Origin of the sequence: Neptuniibacter sp. UBA6509 (assembly GCA_002435145.1) — a bacterium.
Lineage (GTDB): Bacteria > Pseudomonadota > Gammaproteobacteria > Pseudomonadales > Balneatricaceae > Neptuniibacter.
Genome location: DJLT01000119.1, coordinates 1 through 19,163 on the forward strand (window position 1 = coordinate 1; position 19,163 = coordinate 19,163).

Here is a 19,163-nt window from a genome sequence, read left to right on the forward strand (position 1 = left end):
TCAAAACTATGACAGCGCTCTTAGGCAATGTCGAAGTTCGCCGTTACCTTAAGCAAGATAATGTCTATGAGCTATCTTGCTTCGATCGTGTTTTGGCTAAAGATGTTTTAGTGCTCTGGAGTAATGAAAGTGAACTTTCATTGTCAGAGTATATGTATAGAAGAGGGATGGATTCAGACGGATTGAAAGTAGTAGATAAGTTGGGTCTTCAACTTGACGTTCGAGATAGTACCATTTCAGATAGTCCTATCTATGTGGTTTGATTGATCTATCTATAAAGATCTTCCTTCATAGCGTCCGTGAAGAAACTACCCCCTAGCTTCTTCGCTCTTTGTTGTTTTGATTCGCTCCGATAATAGGCTTGTTAGTATGACTAATAAGCCTGTATACATGATGATACCCGTATTAAGGAATATTACTTCTTGGGTTATATTTGAAATGAAAAACACACTGCCAAATACTGTTAATCCTACGGTATAGGGTGCTATCTTTTGGGGCTCTCGGCGCCAATATTTAATACCGTAGTAGATAGGGAAGCCTAGGAATAGTACTACGGCGATTAAGCCGATTAATCCTCTGCGGGCAAAGGCATTGGCATAGCTGCTATGGGAGTTATCATAACGGAATAATTCTTTACCGTAATTACCATGCTCGATTTGTTGTTTTTTATAAGCAACTAATTGTTTATGTCCTACACCAACGATCGGAGCTGAGAGCCCTGCTTCTAAAGCAACTTTCCAGAGGTTTAAGCGAATGCTCGTAGAGTTTCTGGTTGTATCGCCTTCACTATAGGCAATTAGATTGTCTGTGAAATGTTGAAAGCGCTTCATTACGGGGCTATTGTAAATTATTGTAGTGCTAAGTATTAGCGTGATACTAATAGCTAGCGTTGTTTTAGTTTTGTTTAAATTGAATTTAGGGAAATAAAGTAAGCCAATTAAGAAGATAGTAACGGGTATAGCTATGATGCTTCCTCTGCTCTGACTAAGAATTCCAGCCCATAAACCGCTAGCAGCGATGAATACTAATAGAATTAGATAGAAACTTTTCTTTTGATAGTGTTGTATAAATGTAGCGACAAGTGCGATTGCCGCTGAGGCAATTGCGATAGCTATCGCACTAAATTGAATGGCGTTAATTAAGCTACCAGGTCTTAATTGTCTAAGAATAAGTTTTTCATATCCCGCTAAGCAAAAAAGTAACCCTGAGCTAATGATAAATGCGGCTATGAGATATCTATAATTAATTTTGACTGCATTTAGCATTGGTATTAGGGGGATTAATAAGAGAACTTTTGCAGGTTTATCTAATATGCGTATTTTTGCATCATAAAGAATTACTTCCATAAAAAAAGATGCTATATAGCAGAACATAATACAAATCAGAGCTTTTTCGATATTGCTTAGTCGGATGTTTTGACGGACTTTAGGGCTAAGAAAGAAAACATAAGAACAGACTAATAGCGCCGAAAAAATGTTATAGCTATTAAGGAATGTGACCGAAAAAATTATGAAACAACAAGTTACAGTCGTTAAGTAGAATTTTGCCCAGTCAAATGTATCCATTTTTTGTATGTACGCGAGCATTTGGTTCTCAATAAATTTTACTATTAAGCTTGCTGGAAGGGCTTAGCTTGACACGTGTTATTTAGGTATAAATCTGCACTTAGCTAGAAAAAGGTAGCCTGATCATCCGAAAAAGGCGCCGTTATTCTATAGGGAAAAGTGCTTTTTTTACAGATGTAATTTCGATTAGGATTATTGCTTAAGTTGATGCAATTTGTTTTATCTCAATGTGTAACTTATTTTGTGCATTGCTTTACATGAGTTAAGAGTTCGGAGAATTGTTGGTTGCTTTCAAACTTTGATAGAGCTTTGGCTTTCCCTTCATGTGCTAGTTGCTGTCTAATCGCTTCATTTTCAATATAGCATGCCAGCTGAGCAGCTAAATCTGCAGCATCTCCACTATTAAAAAGAAGCCCATCTTCATTTGGTGTTATTATTTCTAAAGGGCCTCCAGAGTTGCTTGCCAAAACAGCTGTACCAGTATGCATTGCTTCAATAAGCACCATACCAAATGTCTCTTTATCTGTGGCGAGTACTACGCAATCGCTTATAGCCATTAGATCCTGAACATTGTTAACAAAACCAGTGAAAACGGCTTGAGAGGTCAACCCTTTGATATCAATGCTGCTTTTGAATTGTTGAAGATACTCCTCCTCCATCGCATCACCAATTAGCATGATTTTAACATTTGGCTTATCTAATATTTCTAAAGCCTCAACTAAAAGGGCTTGCCCTTTAGCTGGTTCAATCCTGCCGGCGAGTGCAATTACAAAGTTATTATCAAGGTTATACTGTTGACGCAGTGCTTGAATAGCGTCTTTACTGAGCTGTTTGTACTTAGGTGCGCCAATATAAGATACTTTAACTGGGGGGCAAATTTCATCAGGAACAAAGCGGGTTATTTGCTGCTTAACTTGCTCAGTTACCGCAATCATAAGGTCAATGTTTTTATAAAGATGACGGTGGTAAAAGTCGCTTTTAAAGCGTGTCATGTTCATATGTCTGCTTTGTATAAGCTTTGGCTTACGTTGACTTAAGTGCTTTGCAAAGACACATAAGGGAAGATCCTTAGTCCAATGCATATGTACTACATCGATCTTATTTGTATCGATATAGTTTGCCAGGCGCTTTGCATTTTTAAATATATTTTTCCAGGCGTGTTTTCGTAGCTGAAGTTTTGGGATCGCAGGGAATTCACAGAACGCAGCATCAAGCTTGCTATGTTCAGCTATACAAAGGTGCGTTTGAGCATGCGAATGAAGGAATAGGCTCAAGCGCTGCATGTATAATTCTAAGCCGCCAAGATTTGGGGATAAGCATAGTTGCAAGATTCGAGTATTCATGTGCATATCCCTGAAAATAATTTCTTGGTGAGTAAATGCTTACTTTCACTGAGTTGCTTTAGTCTTTTAGCAGGTCTTCTTTTTTTGCGTGAGTCCACTTGCCTCTTGGTTTATCTATATATTGGAAGTGCTCATTGGTGAAGCTACCTTGGATACAAGTGATTTTATAATATCGATGATTGACTTGCTCTTCGCCAATCGCATCGTTGAAGACAGCAGGTCCGGTTAGGTCATAAACTCCGCGTCCAATGTTTTTGTTCTGGATATTGCTAATAATTATTTCAATGGTTTTTTCTAAGAAACGGTTGTTTTTAGTGCTAGCAATGAAGTAATTGGTGTAATGTTCTTTGTTTAAAAGAAACACCTCTTCATCATCTTCATTGATCATTTTAGAAATTGGCCATACCGCATGGGCATCAATATCCATATAAATGCCGCCGTGATAATTAAGGGTGATCATGCGCCATAGATCAGCCTGAGCGGCTCCGTCTGTTAGCTTTTCATACGCTTCTGAGATCTCTTTGGGTGCGTGTTCCTTGATAAATTCTAGGCGATCTTCGGTGCTTACATATCGATATTCAAAATCGGGTGAAATCAGACGATTACATAAGTAGTTGCAATACACCGGAAAACTGACGCTATTTGTATAATTTGTTTGCCAAATGATTTTGGGAATCTTGGTGCTTTTCTTAGATTTTATTAAAGGGTCACTTTGTTTGGGGATAGTGAATCTTTTCTTCGGGAATACAAAGTGGAAAAGAAAAGAGAATGCTTTTATCAGGGCTCCAGTGAGCTTAAGCAATCGATTGGCGAGTATGATCTTAAAAGGCATTTTCATTGATTATCCTATTGCTTAGAGGCTTTTTGGTATGGGCTGGTATGACCATCTTGTTGGGTTTTGAAGCGTTTGTGAACCCACATATATTGTGTTGGTGCTTTTCTGACTCCAGCTTCAATGGCTAGATTCATGAGATGTGCGTCTTTTGTTTCATCTCCGCTGGGGAAATTCTCTACTGGCACGATCTCTATAATATAGCCAGAATCATCTTCCTTTCGACGCTGCTGCATGGAAAGAATAGGGGAATTGTTTAACTTAACCATTCTTGTTGTTGCAGTAACAGTTGCGGCTGTTTGGCCGAAGAAGGGAACGAATACTGATGTTTTGTGGCCCATGTCTTGGTCGGGTCCATACCAGATAACATGGTTTTTTCTGAGCTGGCGTATGACTTCTCGTAGTTTTTTGCGCTCCACGGGAGTGCTGAACGATGCGCGTCCTTCACAAATGGCTTTTTCCATAAGTGGGTTGTTGTGTTGTCGGTACATAGAAATAAGTGGTGCTCCATATCTTGAAAAGAGCATGCCGCCCAAGTCTAAATGGGAGTAATGGGCACCGAGTAAAATGACTCCACGTCCTTGAGATAAAGCCTCGTCCAGTAATTCAAAGCCTAAGTACTCGGTACGCTCTTGAAGGGCTTGTTTATTACCCCAATATGACCATGCCGCTTCGATCAAACCAATGCTGTTGTTTTTGAAGACATCTCTAACAAACGTGACTTGTTCTTCTTGTGTTAGCTCTGGAAAGCAAAGTGAACAATTTACCTCGGTGATGTGTCGGCGCTTAGGCAGTAGATAGTACAGAGTAATACCTATCAAACGACCGAATGCTAAACCGAGCTTAAAGGGAAGTAAGGCTAATAAGCGTAGCAGTAAAATAACCAGCCAGGTTGGCCAATATTTTGGTGCTAAAAAGGAGTTAGTTTTTTTCACGGTCAGTTATATCTCTATCAACATAAGGGGATTATACCCGTGTACTTAATCCTCAGCTAGGGAACCTAGATATTAAGGTTCTATCTTTGCGTTGCTATACGTTGTTTAGTACTTGTTTCTCTGATCCACGGTTAGGAGGTTGGGCTCATCACGCCGTCAGGTTATAATGGCGTTTAATTATTTGAAATTAAGATAGATTACCATGTCCGAGCGGGTCCAAGAGAAAGGTGCAGGGATGAAAATTTATTTTCGTCTTTTGACTTATGTTCGTCCTTACTGGCTTCCTTTTACGCTGGGGATTATTGGTTTTATTCTTTATGCCAGTACGCAAACCGGTTTCGCAGCCTTAATGGAATACTTGGTTGATGCGATTGGCCAGCAGAAAGAAGATGCTTATATTTTTGGTCCTCTCGCGTTAATGGGGATTGCTATAGCTCGTGGAATTGGCACCTTTATGGGTAACTTTTTCACGGCGTATGTGGCCAGAAATATTGTTCATCAATTAAGAATAGTAATGTTTGAAAAACTGTTACTTATACCGCTGGACTATTTTCATAACCACGCTTCCGGTCATATCCTTTCTAAAATATCTTATAACGTTGAGCAGGTAACAACTGCAGCAACTGACTCGCTGAAAATTAGTGTACGAGAAGGGATGACAGTTGTTGGATTGCTTGGTTATTTACTGTATTTGAATTGGCAGTTAACGCTCGTTTTTGCCGCTGTATCACCGCTAATTGCATTGGTTGTGGCGATGGCATCTAAACGTTTTCGTCGTTTAGGGCATCGTATACAGGATTCTATGGGCGAAGTGACCCATGTTGCTTCGGAAAATGTGCAAGGTGTACAAGTTGTACGCGTGTTTGGTGGTGGTGATAAAGAGCGTGAGCGGTTTGCTGATGCCAGTGGGCAAAACTTACGTCAAAGCTTAAAAATGGCGCTTACTGAAGCGTTAAGTGTGCCGATCGTTCAAATAATAGTATCGAGCGCTTTAGCTTTATTGATTTTTTTGGCACTTCATCCATTAATGAGTACAGGTATGAGTGCTGGGCAGTTTATTGCATTTATTACGGCGGCGGGCTTGATTGCTAAACCGTTACGCTCACTCACTGAAGTGAATGGGGCTATTCAGAGGGGCATTGCAGCGGCTCAAAGTATTTTTGAATTGATTGATGAGATTGTCGAGTCTGATACGGGCCAGTTGATTGCTAAGCAGGAAGAGGGTTGTATTGAACTGCAAGACCTGTGCTTTTCGTATATTCAAAATAAGCCGATACTTAAAAATCTAAATTTAACGATATCTCCAGGTCAAACGGTTGCGTTTGTGGGTAAATCTGGCAGTGGTAAGTCTACATTGGCTAATTTACTCCCTCGTTTTTATGAGCCTACGTCAGGAAGTATTCTGTTAAATGGTCATGAATTATCCGAATATGAATTGACCTCTCTACGTTCACAAATAGCGTTGGTGACTCAGAATGTTGTCCTGTTTGATGGCTCTATTCGCGATAATATTGCATACGGCGCGATGCCTGATGTGAGTGATGAAGCTGTTATTCATGCAGCAGAAGCTGCGCATGTTATGGAATTTGTTAATCATTTAAGTGATGGTTTGGATACCCAGGTGGGTGAAAAAGGCACTAAATTATCTGGTGGGCAGCGTCAGCGTATAGCAATAGCACGCGCCATCTTAAAAAATGCTCCAGTCCTTATTCTTGATGAAGCTACCTCTGCACTTGATACTGAATCAGAGCGCCATATTCAGGCTGCATTAGAAAATGTAATGAAAGACCGAACTACCCTAGTGATCGCGCATCGCTTATCGACCATTGAATCCGCGGATCAGATCGTTGTTATGGATCGTGGTGAGATTGTTGAGAAAGGAACTCATACTGAGTTGCTAACTCAAGGGAATATTTATGCAGGTTTGTACCAGAAACAGTTTACTGAAAATGACTGATAATATGAGTCGCGGAGAAGTTGAATGAAAATCCATATGCCACGTTTTGATAAAGCACAGGTGTTAGTGGTAGGTGACCTGATGCTAGATCGTTATTGGCAAGGGCCTACGTCTCGTATTTCTCCCGAAGCGCCTGTTCCGGTTGTAAAAGTCGAGCAGCATGAAGATCGTCCTGGCGGTGCGGCTAATGTGGCGTTGAATGTCACCGCTTTAGGTGCGGGAGTCTCTCTGGTTGGTCTGGTAGGTGAAGATGAAGCCGGAGCTGCGTTAGAAAAACAGCTTCAGTCTGCCCGTGTGAACTGCGCTTTTTCTAAAACGTCCGGCGAGCCGACTATCACTAAATTACGTGTTATTAGCCGTCATCAGCAGTTGATACGTTTAGATTTTGAAGAGCCATTTTCTAATGATTATGCAGATCAAATAGCTGAGGCAACTGATCCTCTCTTATCTAATGTCGGCGTGATTGTGCTATCTGATTACGGCAAAGGAACACTGTCTGATTGTCAGAGATTGATTCAGCAAGCAAAGGCTCAAAATGTCGCCATTATGGTCGACCCGAAAGGTAGTGATTTTGCGCGTTATCGAGGCGCGACACTGTTAACGCCTAACTTGTCTGAATTTGAAGCGATAGTAGGTCCGTGTAAAACAGAAGAAGAGTTAGTGCGCCGTGGTAAAGATTTAACAAAAGAACTGGAATTAGATGCTCTTTTAGTGACACGAAGCGAGCAAGGTATGACCCTAATTAGGGTTGATAAAGATGAGCTGCATTTTCCAGCGAGAGCGCGAGAAGTTTTTGATGTCACAGGCGCTGGAGATACAGTAATCTCAACCTTAGCCGCTGCGTTAGCTGCGGGTGAAGATCTTCCTAACGCTGTTGCCCTTTCCAACATTGCCGCGAGTATTGTGGTGGGTAAATTGGGAACTGCGGCAATCAGTGCGCCAGAGCTGCGACGTGCCGTGAGTAAAGAGCAGGGTGCGGAGAAAGGTGTTGTATCGGAAGAGCAATTACTTATCTCATTAGCCGATGCGAGAGCTGCGGGTGAATCCATTGTTTTTACAAATGGTTGTTTTGATATCTTGCATGCGGGTCACGTTGGGTATCTAGAGCAAGCCCGTGCTCAAGGGGATCGCTTAGTGTTAGCGATTAATAGCGATGAATCGGTGAGTCGACTTAAAGGTCCTGGTCGCCCTATAAATCCAGTTGAGCGTCGTATGGCGGTATTGTCTGGCCTAGAGGCGGTTGATTGGGTTCTATATTTTGATGAAGATACCCCAGAACGCCTCTTAGAACAGGTTCGTCCCGATGTGCTAGTTAAGGGTGGTGATTACGGTATTGACGGTGTTGTCGGTGGTGAATTTGTTAGCAGCTATGGGGGAGAGGTTAGAGTCCTTTCTTTCCTTGATAACTGCTCTACAACGGCGATAGTTGAGAAGATCCAAAGCGATAACGAATAAGGGTTTTCATTGAGAAAGCCATTGTTGCTTAATGGCTTTCTCTGCTGCACGTACATTACTTCTTAGATGCTGTGGGTTAATTGTACCGATAATGGCTGAAGTAACTCCTGGGTGACTATAGATAAAGTCGAAACTCGCTTTTATGGGATCGATTGATTGGTCTTGGCAAATATGACCTGAAGCGAGGGCTTTCTTAAGTAGAACTCCCTTGTTGTGCTGGGCTGCATAATCCAACACGGCTTCTTCCTCTCGATGATTCAGATTATAAGTGACCATCGCGCAGTCTGATTTTTCTAATGCTAATAAACCACCGTCGACTGTTTTAGTGGACATTCCAGTAGCGCGGATCTTTCCTGCTTGTTTAAGCTCTTCTAAAACGTCCAAAATGCCATACTGTTGGATGATACCGATATCATTGCCGTCCGAATGAACGAGTAGCATATCAATATAATCTGTTTGTAATCGCTGTAAACTGCGTTCAACGCTGAACTGTACATGTTCAGGGGTAAAGTTGAAGCTGGAATCGCCGCTGATGTTATCGAACTCCTCGCCTACTTTTGAACAGATCACCCAGTCGTGCCGCTGCCCCTGGAGTAGAGGGCCTAAGCGTTCTTCACTATTACCATAAGCAGGGGCGGTATCTATTAGGTTGATCCCTAGCTCTTTTGCTAGAGCAAGAAGGTCTAGTGCTGCTGGATCATCAGGGATTTCAAAATCGGTTGGATATTTTACGCCTTTATTTCTGCCCAGTTTAACGGTGCCAAGACCTAAAGGAGAGATAGCTACTCCTGTGTCTGCTAATTGACGTTTTATCAAAAGCTTGTCTCCCAGATGGGTTGGGCTGTTTCAGGTTTTGGCAACGAATTGAGTAAATCTAAATGCTGCGTTTCGGTTGTTGAACTTGGCGTGCCGCATAAGGGAAGTACTTGATCGGCTAAATCAGGTGATAAGGCAAGCTTTGTTGGCCAAGCGACAATGCAGTTTCCTACCTTTTGCGCAAAAGCTGCATCAGGTCGTGTTAGAGAGGACTGTTTGGGTTCTGCGCGGTTGATATGAAAGCTAGCCCATTGTGCGTCCGATAGATCGACCCAAGGCAGTAACGCTGTTAGCTCTTTTTTTGCAAACGTGATCTGTTGCTCTTCTGATCTTTCCAATCCAGTTTCTGCCACATTGCCACCGAGATACCATACTTGGCCTCCATCTTGACAAGGGTGGGTCGTAATCGTGGCGACAGGTTTGCTGCCCGCGCCTATGCAGTGGGCAAACATGGGGAGGTTGTGCTGATGTTTAACCATGACCATATGTAAAGGGCGGCGCTGCATCTCTGGTTGCTTAATATTGAGTTTGTCCGCTAAAGGCTCAAAACCTTCACCGGAAGTGAGTACGATATGTTGTGGTTCCAAACGTAACTGTTCATCACCAAAAGAGACTGCTTTGATTTGGTCTCCTTCCATCTCTATCTTCGCAGTGTTGATGTCTGCTTTATAAATACGGTCTTCAAGTGGATTTCGCAGTGCATCAACGACAGAAGGAACATCCAGAACAAGCTCATTCAAACGATAGAGGGAGCCTTTAAATTTCTTATGGCTGAATACTTCAGGCCTATCTTTAGAGGAGACCTCTTCTACTCTGCCAGTAAATGCCTTAGTGGCAAAGAAAGTGGTCATGCGTGAACCTAAAGAGCCCTTTGACCACATGTAATGCGCTTCAGAAAGTATATTTACACTTGTTAGATCGATTTCACCTTGGCCTGCTAAACAATCACGCCAGCGTTGTGGCATCTCTTTGATTGTATTGGACGCTTGGGTTAATACACCGCTTAAAGCATATTTGGTTCCACCGTGAATGATGCCTTGGGAGCGAACAGACTGTCCGCCACCTAAGCTGTCTTTTTCAAGGAGAATGGCATTGAAACCAGCTTCGACCGCACGGTTTAATGTCCATAAGCCTGCGATGCCGCCGCCAATGATAATAAGATCTAATTTAAGAGTTTTCATAGACCGCATTATAGGCGTGGGCTATTCCTGTGACTAGGGGAGCTGAAAATAAGCATGGTATACTTTCCCGTTCTTATAAGTGATCAAGTAGTTTTAGCTCCTATGGCTCGTTTTATTTATACGTTAGTGTTTTATATGTTGGTTCCCATCATTTTATGCAAATTATGGTGGCGAGGTATCAAAGCGCCGGCTTATCGTCTGCGTTGGCGTGAGCGTTTAGGTTTCTCGCTGTCTGATAAGGTGTTTAATGCTAAGCCCATTTGGATTCATGCGGTTTCGGTCGGTGAGACTTTAGCGATTGTCCCTTTGATAAAATTGATTCAAGCGCGTCACCCAAATGTGCCTATTGTTATGACGACTATGACGGTGACGGGGGCTGAGCGGGTAAGGGCGACGTTCGGTGACTCTGTAACCCACTATTACTGTCCTTATGATATCCCTTGTGCACTTAGCCGTTTTATAGAGAAAGTGAATCCACGTGGTTGTGTCATCGTCGAGACAGAACTTTGGCCAAACTTAATTCACAGCTGTAGTCGCAAGCAAGTCCCTATTCTTGTTGCTAATGCGCGTTTGTCCCAACGTTCTGCCAAAGGTTATAAACGCTTAAAATCATTAGCCACTCCTATGCTACAGAAGATAAATCAAGTGGCTGTTCAGAATGGGACTGATGGTCAGCGTTTTTTAGATTTAGGGCTGCCTAAAAAGGCAATGACTGTAACCGGGTCGATCAAATTTGATGTAAAAGCACCGGAAGGTAGTGAGCGTTTAGCTTATGCGCTGCGTCAGTTATGGGGTGAATCTAGAAAGGTCATTATTGCTGCGAGTACCCATGAAGGGGAAGAGTCTGAACTGTTATTGGTATTTAATAAATTGCTTGAGTCAGACCCCAGTTTGCTTCTGGTGATTGTTCCTCGCCATCCTGAACGTTTTGATGATGTAGCAGAACTTATCAAAGAGAATAAACTGAAATGTGCTCGTAGGAGTTTAGGTCAGCAGCCGAATGAGAAAACTCAAGTGTATCTCGGTGATACTATGGGTGAATTGATGAAGCTGTTAGCGGCAGCGGATATGGCTTTTGTTGGTGGAAGCCTGATTGAGCGCGGTGGGCATAACCCGTTAGAACCTGCGGTAATGAAAAAACCGGTCATCATGGGTGCGCATTTTTATAACTTTCAATTGATCTGTGATTCTCTTCAGCAAGCGGGTGGTTTATCCGTTGTTGAAAACTCTGATGCGCTTCTAACCGAGTTTAAGCGTTTACTGGGTGATCAGGATAGTAGAGTTGAACAGGGGCAGGCAGGGTATGAGTTTGTATTGAAGAATCAGGGTGCTTTAGAAAAGCTTTACACCCTGACTGATGAGATCTGCATAAATAATCTTGAGTGATTTATGCTTGTGTCGTGCGACGATCCATCTCCTCGCATAACCAATGGCCGACAAAAATGTGGGCTTCTTGAATACGTGCGGTTTCATCCGAAGGGATTCGGATTAAATGATCTGCGATATCATTTAGCTTGCCGCCTTTAGAGCCTGTCCAAGCCCATGTTTTACAACCAATATCTTTTGCCGCTTCTATAGCATCAATAATATTGCCGCTGTTGCCTGACGTTGAAATACCGATAATAAGGTCTTCAGGTTTTGCAAGGGCTTGGATTTGACGTGTAAAAACAGAATCAAAGCTATAGTCGTTACTGTGAGCGGTGAGTATAGATGTATCCACAGTAAGCGAAATTGCTGCTAGCGGGTGACGTTCAGCTTTATAACGCACAACAAATTCAGCCGCTAAATGTTGGCTATCAGCTGCACTACCCCCATTCCCCATAAAAATGAGTTTGCCACCCTGCTTCAACGAAGCTTCAATTTGGTCGGCTAATTGTTCTGTGTCTTCACGCACTAATTGAAGTTGATTGAAGGTATCAAAATGGCGTTGTAGAGCATTTTCAAAAGACATTTTAGGCACCTGTAAGATCGAATTCGAGTGTCTCACCCGCTTGCTCTGTATAAGCTTGGCTTAGAAACTGATCGAGACGATCGCCGTTGCTATCACGGATCCAGCAGGATTGTTCATTGTCATAGTCGAAGTGGAAACCACCGCTTTTTGTCGCCAGCCAAAGTTGTTGTACGGGTGCTTGGCGAGTGAAGATAATTTGAGAATGGTTTTCACAGATAATTGTTAGGATGCCGCCGCCTAATTGCACATCAATATCGGTTTCTGCATCATCTAAAACTTCTTCAATCTGTTCTAAAGTTTGGTCAACCAGATCGTTAAATTCGCTTTCTGTCATACCTTACTCCGGTCACTAAAACTTGATAATAGGCGCAAGAGTATATCAAGCTCTGAAGAAAAGCCGAAGAATGGTTATCATTAACGCGGAATTTTCCTGTTTATCTTATAAAAAAGTCCGTATTTATTGGTAGATATAAGGTTTTTACAGTAATTTGGAAAACGTTTTATGAAATTTTCGGGTTACAGGTATAATCGGTATATTCGGTTGTTTATTTGGGGATACCTGCTGTGAAAACACAGACAAAATGTATTGGAATAGTCACGTTGTTAAGCCTTTTAATCTTAGGCGGTTGTGGTCAAAAAGGGCCTCTGTACTTGCCTGATGACCAGGCAGAGAAAAAAACACAGCAGAAGTAAGTAGAATTTAAGAGAAGTTTGATGGACACATTTGAGTATAGAAATGAGCAGCTTTGCTGTGAAGAAGTAGCTTTGACGCGGATCGCAGAAGAGCACGGTACCCCAACTTACGTTTATTCCCGTGATGCGATCGAGCGTGTTTATCTCGCTTATGCAGAAGCGTTGGAAGGCCGCAATGATTTAGTTTGTTACGCGGTTAAGGCTAACTCTAATATCGCAGTGCTTAATGTATTGGCTCGCTTAGGTGCAGGTTTCGATATTGTATCTGCCGGTGAGTTAGAGCGTGTTTTGCGTGCAGGTGGAGACGCCTCAAAAGTTGTTTTCTCTGGTGTAGGCAAACAGCCGCATGAGATTGTCCAAGCTTTAGATGCGGGTATTCGATGCTTTAACATTGAATCAGAGTCAGAGCTTGAGCGTGTTAATGCTGTTGCTGAATCAGAAGGTAAAGTCGCTGCAATCTCTTTCCGTGTTAATCCCGATGTGGATGCGGGCACACACCCTTATATATCAACAGGCTTAAAAGAGAATAAGTTTGGTATTGATATTGATGACGCTGTGCGTATTTATCAACGTGCTGCTGACATGAAGAGTGTTGATGTTGTTGGTATGGATTGCCATATTGGCAGTCAGCTAACAGAGGTTGCGCCTTTCCTCGATGCCATGGATCGCGTTCTTGTTCTTGTGGATACTTTGGCAGAGCAGGGTATCGCAATTAAACATCTAGATTTAGGTGGTGGTTTAGGTGTGTGTTACACCGATGAAGTACCGCCTACGCCGCAGGAATACATTGCTGCCGTGCTAGAAAAATTAGGTGAGCGTGATCTTGAACTGATTTTTGAGCCGGGTCGTTCCATTGCTGCGAATGCGGGTGTGATGTTGACGCGCGTTGAGTTTTTAAAATGCACCGGTGAGAAAAACTTCGCCATTATTGATGGTGCGATGAATGACCTTATCCGCCCTGCATTGTATAGCGCTTATCAGGAAATTATTCCGGTGATGCTACGTGATGGCGGTGAAACCAAAGCCTGGGATTTAGTTGGACCTGTATGTGAAACTGGTGACTTCTTAGGTAAAGATCGTCAGTTAAACTTAGAGCCTTCAGACCTGTTAGCTGTTTGTTCAGCCGGTGCGTACGGTTTTGTGATGGCGTCCAATTACAATAGTCGCGGGCGTCCTGCTGAAGTGATGGTTGATGACAGTCAGTATCATCTGATCCGTAAGCGTGAATCGGTAGCTGATCTTATCAGAGGCGAGCAGCTTTTACCTAAGGATCGTTAGGAGCAGTTTATTATGTTGGTTCGTTTCACCAAAATGCATGGCTTAGGTAATGACTTTATGGTGCTGGATCTTGTAACCCAGCGCGTAAAAGTGACGCCTAAACTTGTAAAGAAGTTAGGTGATAGGAATTTAGGGGTGGGTTTTGATCAGTTATTGATTGTTGAGCCCCCTACAGAGCCTGATGTTGATTTTTGCTATCGCATTTTTAATCAGGATGGCTCTGAAGTTGAGAATTGCGGTAACGGAGCTCGTTGTTTTGCAAAGTTTGTCCGAGATAAGCGTTTAACGGGTAAAACCGAAGTGACAGTGCAAACGGCAAACGGGCGTGCGTTACTCAAAATTCATCCTGATAAAAGAATTGAAGTGGATATGGGGGCGCCTGTATTGGTGCCGGAGGCTATTCCCTTTAATGCTGATGCACAGTCTAAAACGTACAGTGTTGATGTCGAGATGAATGGTCAGGCTTCTCAGATAGAATTGAGTGCGGTTTCAATGGGTAACCCTCATGGGGTCTTGCTGGTGGATGATGTAGAAACGGCCCCTGTTGAAAGTTTAGGGCCGGTATTGGAATCTCACGAAGCTTTCCCAGCAAAAGCTAATATTGGCTTTATGCAGGTACTTAACCGCACAGAAGTTAACTTGCGCGTTTTTGAGCGTGGAGTGGGTGAAACTAAGGCGTGTGGAACGGGAGCTTGTGCTGCGGTTGTAGCAGGAGCACTTCGTGGTGAATTGGATATGCCAGTCACCGTACATTTGCCTGGTGGTGATTTAGAAATAGAATGGTCAGGAGAGGGACAACCGGTCATTATGACGGGGCCTGCTACGACTGTTTATGAAGGACAGATATTTGTATGAGTGATCAACAAGAACCCCTGACAGAAGCGCAAGTTGCTGCTTTTTTACAGATGCACCCAGACTTTTTTACTCGCAATGAGAAGTTGCTGGAAAAGTTACAGGTTCCTCATCAAACGGGCAGGGCAGTGTCTCTGATTGAACGTCAGACTACGGTATTGCGAGAGAAGAACCAGAACTTAACTTCGCATCTGTCAGACTTAATTGATATCGCGAGACATAACGACGCTCAGTTTGAGAAAACCAAGCGTATGGTTTTGGCATTGCTGGAGTCTGAAACACTGGATGATATTGCTGTAGCGATTGATGAAAGTCTTTGCCAAGATTTTGCTAGTGATGCGACATCCCTGATCTTGTTCACACATAAACCATTAGATGTGAATAACTTGCGTTTGATGAATCGTGAAGATGCAGGTGTGATAAGCGGTTTAATTGGTACTAACTTGCCTAGTTGTGGTCGCTTAAGTGAGGCTGAAAATAGCTTCATTTTTAGTCATGATGCGGCAAAGGTTCAGTCTGCGGCAGTAGTTCCTTTGGTTCAGGGGGAGACCTTAGGTTTACTCTCTGTCGGAAGTTTTGATCCTGATTATTTCTCAAGTAATCAAGGGACCGTTCTTCTAAGCTATGTGGGTGAAGTACTTAGCCGTGTAGCAAGTCGAATCCTACGTCAGACAGATTAATAGAGTCACATTTCACTAATTTTTTATCTTAAGGCGTTAGTATTCGGGAGGAGGTAGTTTGAAAGAAGCTCAGTTAGAGCAGTTTTTACACTATCTCGCGACCGAACGTCAGCTTTCTCCTCATACGCTTGATAACTATGGAAGAGACCTTTTACGTTTCTTTGAGTTCGCAGAAGAGCAATCTTTATCCGAATGGGCAGAGTTAGAAACTAAGCATGTACGTCAATTTGTTGCCACGATTCATAGGCAGGGCTTAGCAGGAAGTAGCATTCAGCGAGTTTTATCTGCGATTCGTAGTTTCTACCGCTTCTTGTCACGTGAAGGCCTTGTTGAGCAAAACCCAGCTTTAGCGGTACAAGCCCCTAAATCTCCAAGAAAACTTCCAAGCACCCTTGATGCCGATCAAATGGGGCAGTTACTGGATATTCCTATTATTGATGCAGTGTCAGTAAGAGACGCGGCCATTATGGAGCTTATCTATTCGTCAGGGTTGCGTATATCTGAGCTAGTGAGCTTAGATATGCATTCTATCGATCTTTCAGATCATAGCTTAAGAGTGACGGGTAAAGGCAGTAAAACACGCATGCTGCCTATAGGTGCTAAGGCAAGTGCTGCGATAGAGCGTTGGTTAGATTATCGCTATGAGTTGGCCGATTATATTGAGACCGCTTTGTTTGTCAGTAAACGGGGCACACGTATAGGCGTGAGGGCGGTACAGCAGCGTATGGATTATTGGGGTAAACGGCTTGGGGTGCAGGGGAAAGTGCATCCCCATCGTTTAAGGCATAGCTTTGCTAGTCATATGCTTGAATCCAGTGGGGATCTACGTGCCGTACAACAACTTTTAGGGCATGAAGACATCTCTACGACTCAAATCTATACGCATTTGGATTTTCAGCATTTAATGCAAGTGTATGAAGGGGCGCATCCCCGGGCTCATAAGAAGGGTAAAAAATGATTCGTTGTATCACCTTTGATTTAGATGACACGCTCTGGGCGGTTGACCCTGTTATTACGCAGGCGAACAAAACTATGTTCGAATGGTTAGCGATACATGCGCCTGAGTTTACTCGCTGTTTTCAGATTAATGACTTAATGACTTTACGCAAGACCGTGTTAACTGCGCAGCCTGAGATCGAACACAGTGTGTCATTGATACGTATCGCACAGCTGAAATTCGGTTTAGAAAAAGCGGGCTATTCAAAAAGTGATGCAGATGTTTTAACTGATAAAGCCTTCGAAGTTTTTTTGCATGCGCGTCAACAAGTTGAATTCTTTGAGCATGCGCGCGAGGTGTTAGCTCAATTAAAACAGCAAGGGTACATTTTGGGCGCCTTAAGTAACGGCAATGCAGATATCCATAAGGTGGGCTTAGGCGATCTGATCGATTTTCAGTTTAAAGCTGATGATGTGGGTCAGATGAAACCTCATCCCTTAATGTTTCAGCAGATGCTAGCACATACAAAGCTTAAGCCTGAGCAGGTCATCCATGTAGGTGATAATTATCAACATGATGTGGAGGGTGCTAATGCGGAAGGGCTTTGGACTGTATGGGTAAATATTAAGGGTGAGGAGAGCCAAAGATTGGCTTCTGCAGAAATTTCTTGTTTAAGTCAGTTGCCGCAACGGGTTGCTGATATTACACAGCAAGCCCGTTAGCGTATCTATCGCTTTTTCTAAGTTAGTTTACTTTAAATTGGCTGATGATCTGTTGTAGATAAGATGCCTGTTTCGCAACTTCTTCACTCGCTTCTGCATTCTGCCCAACCTGTTCGTTAGCGACTTCAACGATGCTTTGTATACGCTCAGCATTGCTATTTATTTCACTCGCTACTGCTGTTTGCTGTTCGACGGCTGCTGCAACTTGAGCAGTCATGTCAACGATATGGGTTGCATCATTCATGATGGTATCCAGTGCGCTGATGCTGGATCCTGCTTCGTCAGCACTTAAGGCACTCAGCTCAACACTGCGCTGCATAAGGCTCGAAACCTGGGCCGTTTGCTGTTGAAGGTCATTAATCATGGTGTCAATTTCAGTCGCTGATTCTTGGCTTCGGCCAGCTAGTCCCCGCACTTCATCAGCAACTACTGAGAACCCTCTGCCATGGTCACCCGCTCTAGCTGCCTCAATTGAGGCGTTTAATGCTAGAAGGTTTGTCTGTTCTGCAATGCCTTTAATAACATCAAGAACGGTACCAATCTTAGTACTGTTTTCTTCCAGAAGTGTCACGGCGCCTGAGCTTTGGTTTGCACCTTCAGCAAGGTTGTTTATATTGTCGATTGCCAGTGTGATAATGCGTTGCCCTTCTTGGGCACTGCTCTGCGAGTTATTTGCTGTTTGAGCCGTCAACTCGGTGTTGTGAGAGATCTCACGCATCGCACCTTCCATTTCCTGTACTGCCGCTGATACTTGAACAATCTCAGTTTTTTGCTCTTCTAGTCCCTGAGACGTTTTAACGCTTATGGTAGATACTTGTTCTGCTGCCGCACTAAGTTGAGTGGCGGACTGACTAACTTGTTCAAGAAGTGATTGAAACTCCTCCATCATCTCATTGAAGCTATTCCCCATTTCGCCCAATTCATCATTGGCAATCACTTTGTAGCGGATAGACAGGTCTTTATTTTCTTTCGCGTTTACCATCACCTCTTTTAATCTTTGTAGGCGGGTGACAATGTTGCGGGTAATCCAGAGCGCAATAGTGGAAACGATGATGGCAATGATGATCGCTTGAATAGAGGATAATAGCTGGATTGAGGTGATCTCATTATCAAGACGTTCTGTTATCTCGATTGCTTGACCCGCGAGTATCTCTTCTGATTGATGTATGATTTCCCGAAGTTCCCCATGAAGGCCTTCTTTACTGCTAAGCCCAAGCTTGTCGTAGTTATCAATTAAGGCATTAAATTTGGTGCGATATTCAATTAATAGGGCGTTGGTTTGTTCTATCTCTTCTGGGTTTATTAGCGTTTCTTCAACACTGCTTAAGAGTTTTTCGATATTCGCTTCAAATTTGTCGCGGTATCTTAAGTCTTTTCTTAATAGAAAGTCTTTCTCATTACGGCGTAATTGAAGGATGTCTGCTAATAATCTGAAACTATTATATTCTTTAACTTTAGTTTCGGCACCGTGTACTGCATTGCGTAGTGCGCCGTGTAGCCCAGATTCATGGGAGAGACCGATCTTTTTTTTTAGATCAACTAATTTATGAAAAACCTTGTTGTACTGGTAGATAACCTCTTGTAACTTTTTGGTTTTGTCATGCGGAATTTCAGAGTGATCTAAGTGTTCTACAAGTGTCATCAGTTGCTGTTGGAAACGATCGGTGGTTTCATCAAATCGCTTTACATACTTTTCATCATTACGGGCCAAAAAGTCTTTCTCATGACGTCTTAGTGTGAGCATCGTACTTTGTAAGTTACTTACTTCTGTTTCGGCACTTTTAAGGCTTGCAACATTTGTAATGGCTAAATGGAGTAGGCCGTACATCGAGGCGATAGAGATGATGATGAATAAAATTAAAGCGCTTAGTTTTGTTTTGATTGTCATGAATATAATGCCTAAGTAAGTACACTATTACGTTTAACCCATCCTTGTTACATGTTACTAATTTATTATTTTAAAACT

At 42.8% G+C, this 19,163-nt stretch carries 19 protein-coding genes; 10 read left to right on the top strand and 9 right to left on the bottom strand.

Features of this window, described 5'->3' with window-relative positions; genetic code table 11:
- A partial coding sequence (locus tag B4K11_RS15465) for a hypothetical protein (RefSeq protein ID WP_292959457.1) occupies positions 1 to 263 on the top strand: 263 nt, incomplete at its 5' end.
- A gap of 45 nt (positions 264 to 308) precedes the next feature.
- On the opposite strand, the gene B4K11_RS15470 is transcribed toward B4K11_RS15465, so the two are convergent.
- The 4 genes from B4K11_RS15470 to B4K11_RS15485 all read right to left on the bottom strand — a co-directional run bounded on the left by B4K11_RS15470 (position 309) and on the right by B4K11_RS15485 (position 4,675).
- Positions 309 to 1,346 carry an O-antigen ligase family protein gene (locus tag B4K11_RS15470; protein WP_292950431.1) on the bottom strand — a complete coding sequence of 346 codons (1,038 nt, stop codon included), beginning with the start codon at positions 1,344 to 1,346 and terminating at the stop codon, positions 309 to 311.
- 455 nt (positions 1,347 to 1,801) lie between these two features.
- On the bottom strand, positions 1,802 to 2,908 hold the full coding sequence (locus tag B4K11_RS15475; protein ID WP_292950430.1) for a glycosyltransferase: 1,107 nt from the start codon (positions 2,906 to 2,908) through the stop codon (positions 1,802 to 1,804).
- Positions 2,909 to 2,966: 58 nt separating this feature from the next.
- Entirely contained in the window at positions 2,967 to 3,746 is a 780-nt protein-coding gene (locus tag B4K11_RS15480; RefSeq protein WP_292950429.1) for a glycosyltransferase family 32 protein, read from the bottom strand.
- 8 nt (positions 3,747 to 3,754) lie between these two features.
- Complete coding sequence (locus B4K11_RS15485; protein WP_292950428.1) at positions 3,755 to 4,675, bottom strand: lysophospholipid acyltransferase family protein; 921 nt, start codon at positions 4,673 to 4,675, stop codon at positions 3,755 to 3,757.
- 235 nt (positions 4,676 to 4,910) lie between these two features.
- On the opposite strand from B4K11_RS15485, the gene msbA reads away from it, so the two are divergent.
- On the top strand, positions 4,911 to 6,632 hold the full coding sequence (gene msbA, locus B4K11_RS15490) for a lipid A export permease/ATP-binding protein MsbA (RefSeq protein WP_292959458.1): 1,722 nt from the start codon (positions 4,911 to 4,913) through the stop codon (positions 6,630 to 6,632).
- A gap of 24 nt (positions 6,633 to 6,656) precedes the next feature.
- A complete protein-coding gene (hldE, locus tag B4K11_RS15495) occupies positions 6,657 to 8,087 on the top strand; it encodes a bifunctional D-glycero-beta-D-manno-heptose-7-phosphate kinase/D-glycero-beta-D-manno-heptose 1-phosphate adenylyltransferase HldE (protein ID WP_292950426.1) in 1,431 nt (476 codons plus the stop codon).
- Positions 8,088 to 8,093: 6 nt separating this feature from the next.
- On the opposite strand, the gene B4K11_RS15500 is transcribed toward hldE, so the two are convergent.
- Complete coding sequence (locus B4K11_RS15500; RefSeq protein ID WP_292950425.1) at positions 8,094 to 8,903, bottom strand: aldo/keto reductase; 810 nt, start codon at positions 8,901 to 8,903, stop codon at positions 8,094 to 8,096.
- Entirely contained in the window at positions 8,900 to 10,084 is a 1,185-nt protein-coding gene (locus B4K11_RS15505) for an FAD-dependent oxidoreductase (RefSeq protein ID WP_292950424.1), read from the bottom strand. Before B4K11_RS15505 ends, B4K11_RS15500 begins: the two co-directional genes overlap by 4 nt.
- A 102-nt stretch (positions 10,085 to 10,186) precedes the next feature.
- Between B4K11_RS15505 and waaA the strand changes: the two genes are divergently transcribed.
- On the top strand, positions 10,187 to 11,470 hold the full coding sequence (gene waaA, locus B4K11_RS15510) for a lipid IV(A) 3-deoxy-D-manno-octulosonic acid transferase (RefSeq protein ID WP_292950423.1): 1,284 nt from the start codon (positions 10,187 to 10,189) through the stop codon (positions 11,468 to 11,470).
- Position 11,471: 1 nt separating this feature from the next.
- On the opposite strand, the gene B4K11_RS15515 is transcribed toward waaA, so the two are convergent.
- The gene (locus B4K11_RS15515) at positions 11,472 to 12,035 is read right to left on the bottom strand and encodes a D-sedoheptulose-7-phosphate isomerase (protein ID WP_292950422.1); all 564 of its coding nucleotides are present in this window, start codon (positions 12,033 to 12,035) and stop codon (positions 11,472 to 11,474) included.
- A gap of 1 nt (position 12,036) precedes the next feature.
- On the bottom strand, positions 12,037 to 12,369 hold the full coding sequence (gene cyaY / locus B4K11_RS15520; RefSeq protein WP_292950421.1) for an iron donor protein CyaY: 333 nt from the start codon (positions 12,367 to 12,369) through the stop codon (positions 12,037 to 12,039).
- 230 nt (positions 12,370 to 12,599) lie between these two features.
- Between cyaY and lptM the strand changes: the two genes are divergently transcribed.
- From lptM to B4K11_RS15550, 6 genes are read left to right on the top strand one after another with little or no spacing between them, the layout of a single operon-like run.
- Complete coding sequence (gene lptM / locus B4K11_RS15525) at positions 12,600 to 12,728, top strand: LPS translocon maturation chaperone LptM (RefSeq protein WP_414689227.1); 129 nt, start codon at positions 12,600 to 12,602, stop codon at positions 12,726 to 12,728.
- 21 nt (positions 12,729 to 12,749) lie between these two features.
- On the top strand, positions 12,750 to 14,006 hold the full coding sequence (gene lysA / locus B4K11_RS15530) for a diaminopimelate decarboxylase (protein WP_292950420.1): 1,257 nt from the start codon (positions 12,750 to 12,752) through the stop codon (positions 14,004 to 14,006).
- Positions 14,007 to 14,018: 12 nt separating this feature from the next.
- Positions 14,019 to 14,861 (top strand): diaminopimelate epimerase, encoded by an 843-nt coding sequence (dapF, locus tag B4K11_RS15535; protein WP_292950419.1) that lies wholly within the window; start codon positions 14,019 to 14,021, stop codon positions 14,859 to 14,861.
- Positions 14,858 to 15,538, top strand: a complete 681-nt coding sequence (locus B4K11_RS15540) for a DUF484 family protein (RefSeq protein WP_292950418.1) — start codon at positions 14,858 to 14,860, stop codon at positions 15,536 to 15,538. Before dapF ends, B4K11_RS15540 begins: the two co-directional genes overlap by 4 nt.
- Positions 15,539 to 15,596: 58 nt before the next feature.
- Positions 15,597 to 16,496, top strand: coding sequence for a tyrosine recombinase XerC (xerC, locus tag B4K11_RS15545; RefSeq protein WP_292950417.1), 900 nt, complete (start codon positions 15,597 to 15,599; stop codon positions 16,494 to 16,496).
- A complete protein-coding gene (locus B4K11_RS15550; RefSeq protein ID WP_292950416.1) occupies positions 16,493 to 17,197 on the top strand; it encodes an HAD family hydrolase in 705 nt (234 codons plus the stop codon). Before xerC ends, B4K11_RS15550 begins: the two co-directional genes overlap by 4 nt.
- Before the next feature lie 22 nt (positions 17,198 to 17,219).
- Here B4K11_RS15550 and B4K11_RS15555 read toward each other — a convergent pair whose 3' ends face one another.
- Complete coding sequence (locus B4K11_RS15555; protein WP_292959459.1) at positions 17,220 to 19,085, bottom strand: methyl-accepting chemotaxis protein; 1,866 nt, start codon at positions 19,083 to 19,085, stop codon at positions 17,220 to 17,222.
- Positions 19,086 to 19,163: the final 78 nt, after the last annotated feature.

Excerpts from the sequence above, each read along its gene's own strand:
- B4K11_RS15470 (WP_292950431.1), bottom strand. The coding sequence starts at position 1,346 with ATGGAAGTAATTCTTTATGATGCAAAAATACGCATATTAGATAAACCT.
- B4K11_RS15475 (WP_292950430.1), bottom strand. The coding sequence starts at position 2,908 with ATGAATACTCGAATCTTGCAACTATGCTTATCCCCAAATCTTGGCGGC.
- B4K11_RS15480 (WP_292950429.1), bottom strand. The coding sequence starts at position 3,746 with ATGAAAATGCCTTTTAAGATCATACTCGCCAATCGATTGCTTAAGCTC.
- msbA (WP_292959458.1), top strand. The coding sequence starts at position 4,911 with ATGAAAATTTATTTTCGTCTTTTGACTTATGTTCGTCCTTACTGGCTT.
- hldE (WP_292950426.1), top strand. The coding sequence starts at position 6,657 with ATGAAAATCCATATGCCACGTTTTGATAAAGCACAGGTGTTAGTGGTA.
- B4K11_RS15505 (WP_292950424.1), bottom strand. The coding sequence starts at position 10,084 with ATGAAAACTCTTAAATTAGATCTTATTATCATTGGCGGCGGCATCGCA.
- waaA (WP_292950423.1), top strand. The coding sequence starts at position 10,187 with ATGGCTCGTTTTATTTATACGTTAGTGTTTTATATGTTGGTTCCCATC.
- B4K11_RS15515 (WP_292950422.1), bottom strand. The coding sequence starts at position 12,035 with ATGTCTTTTGAAAATGCTCTACAACGCCATTTTGATACCTTCAATCAA.
- cyaY (WP_292950421.1), bottom strand. The coding sequence starts at position 12,369 with ATGACAGAAAGCGAATTTAACGATCTGGTTGACCAAACTTTAGAACAG.
- lysA (WP_292950420.1), top strand. The coding sequence starts at position 12,750 with ATGGACACATTTGAGTATAGAAATGAGCAGCTTTGCTGTGAAGAAGTA.
- dapF (WP_292950419.1), top strand. The coding sequence starts at position 14,019 with ATGTTGGTTCGTTTCACCAAAATGCATGGCTTAGGTAATGACTTTATG.
- B4K11_RS15540 (WP_292950418.1), top strand. The coding sequence starts at position 14,858 with ATGAGTGATCAACAAGAACCCCTGACAGAAGCGCAAGTTGCTGCTTTT.
- B4K11_RS15550 (WP_292950416.1), top strand. The coding sequence starts at position 16,493 with ATGATTCGTTGTATCACCTTTGATTTAGATGACACGCTCTGGGCGGTT.
- B4K11_RS15555 (WP_292959459.1), bottom strand. The coding sequence starts at position 19,085 with ATGACAATCAAAACAAAACTAAGCGCTTTAATTTTATTCATCATCATC.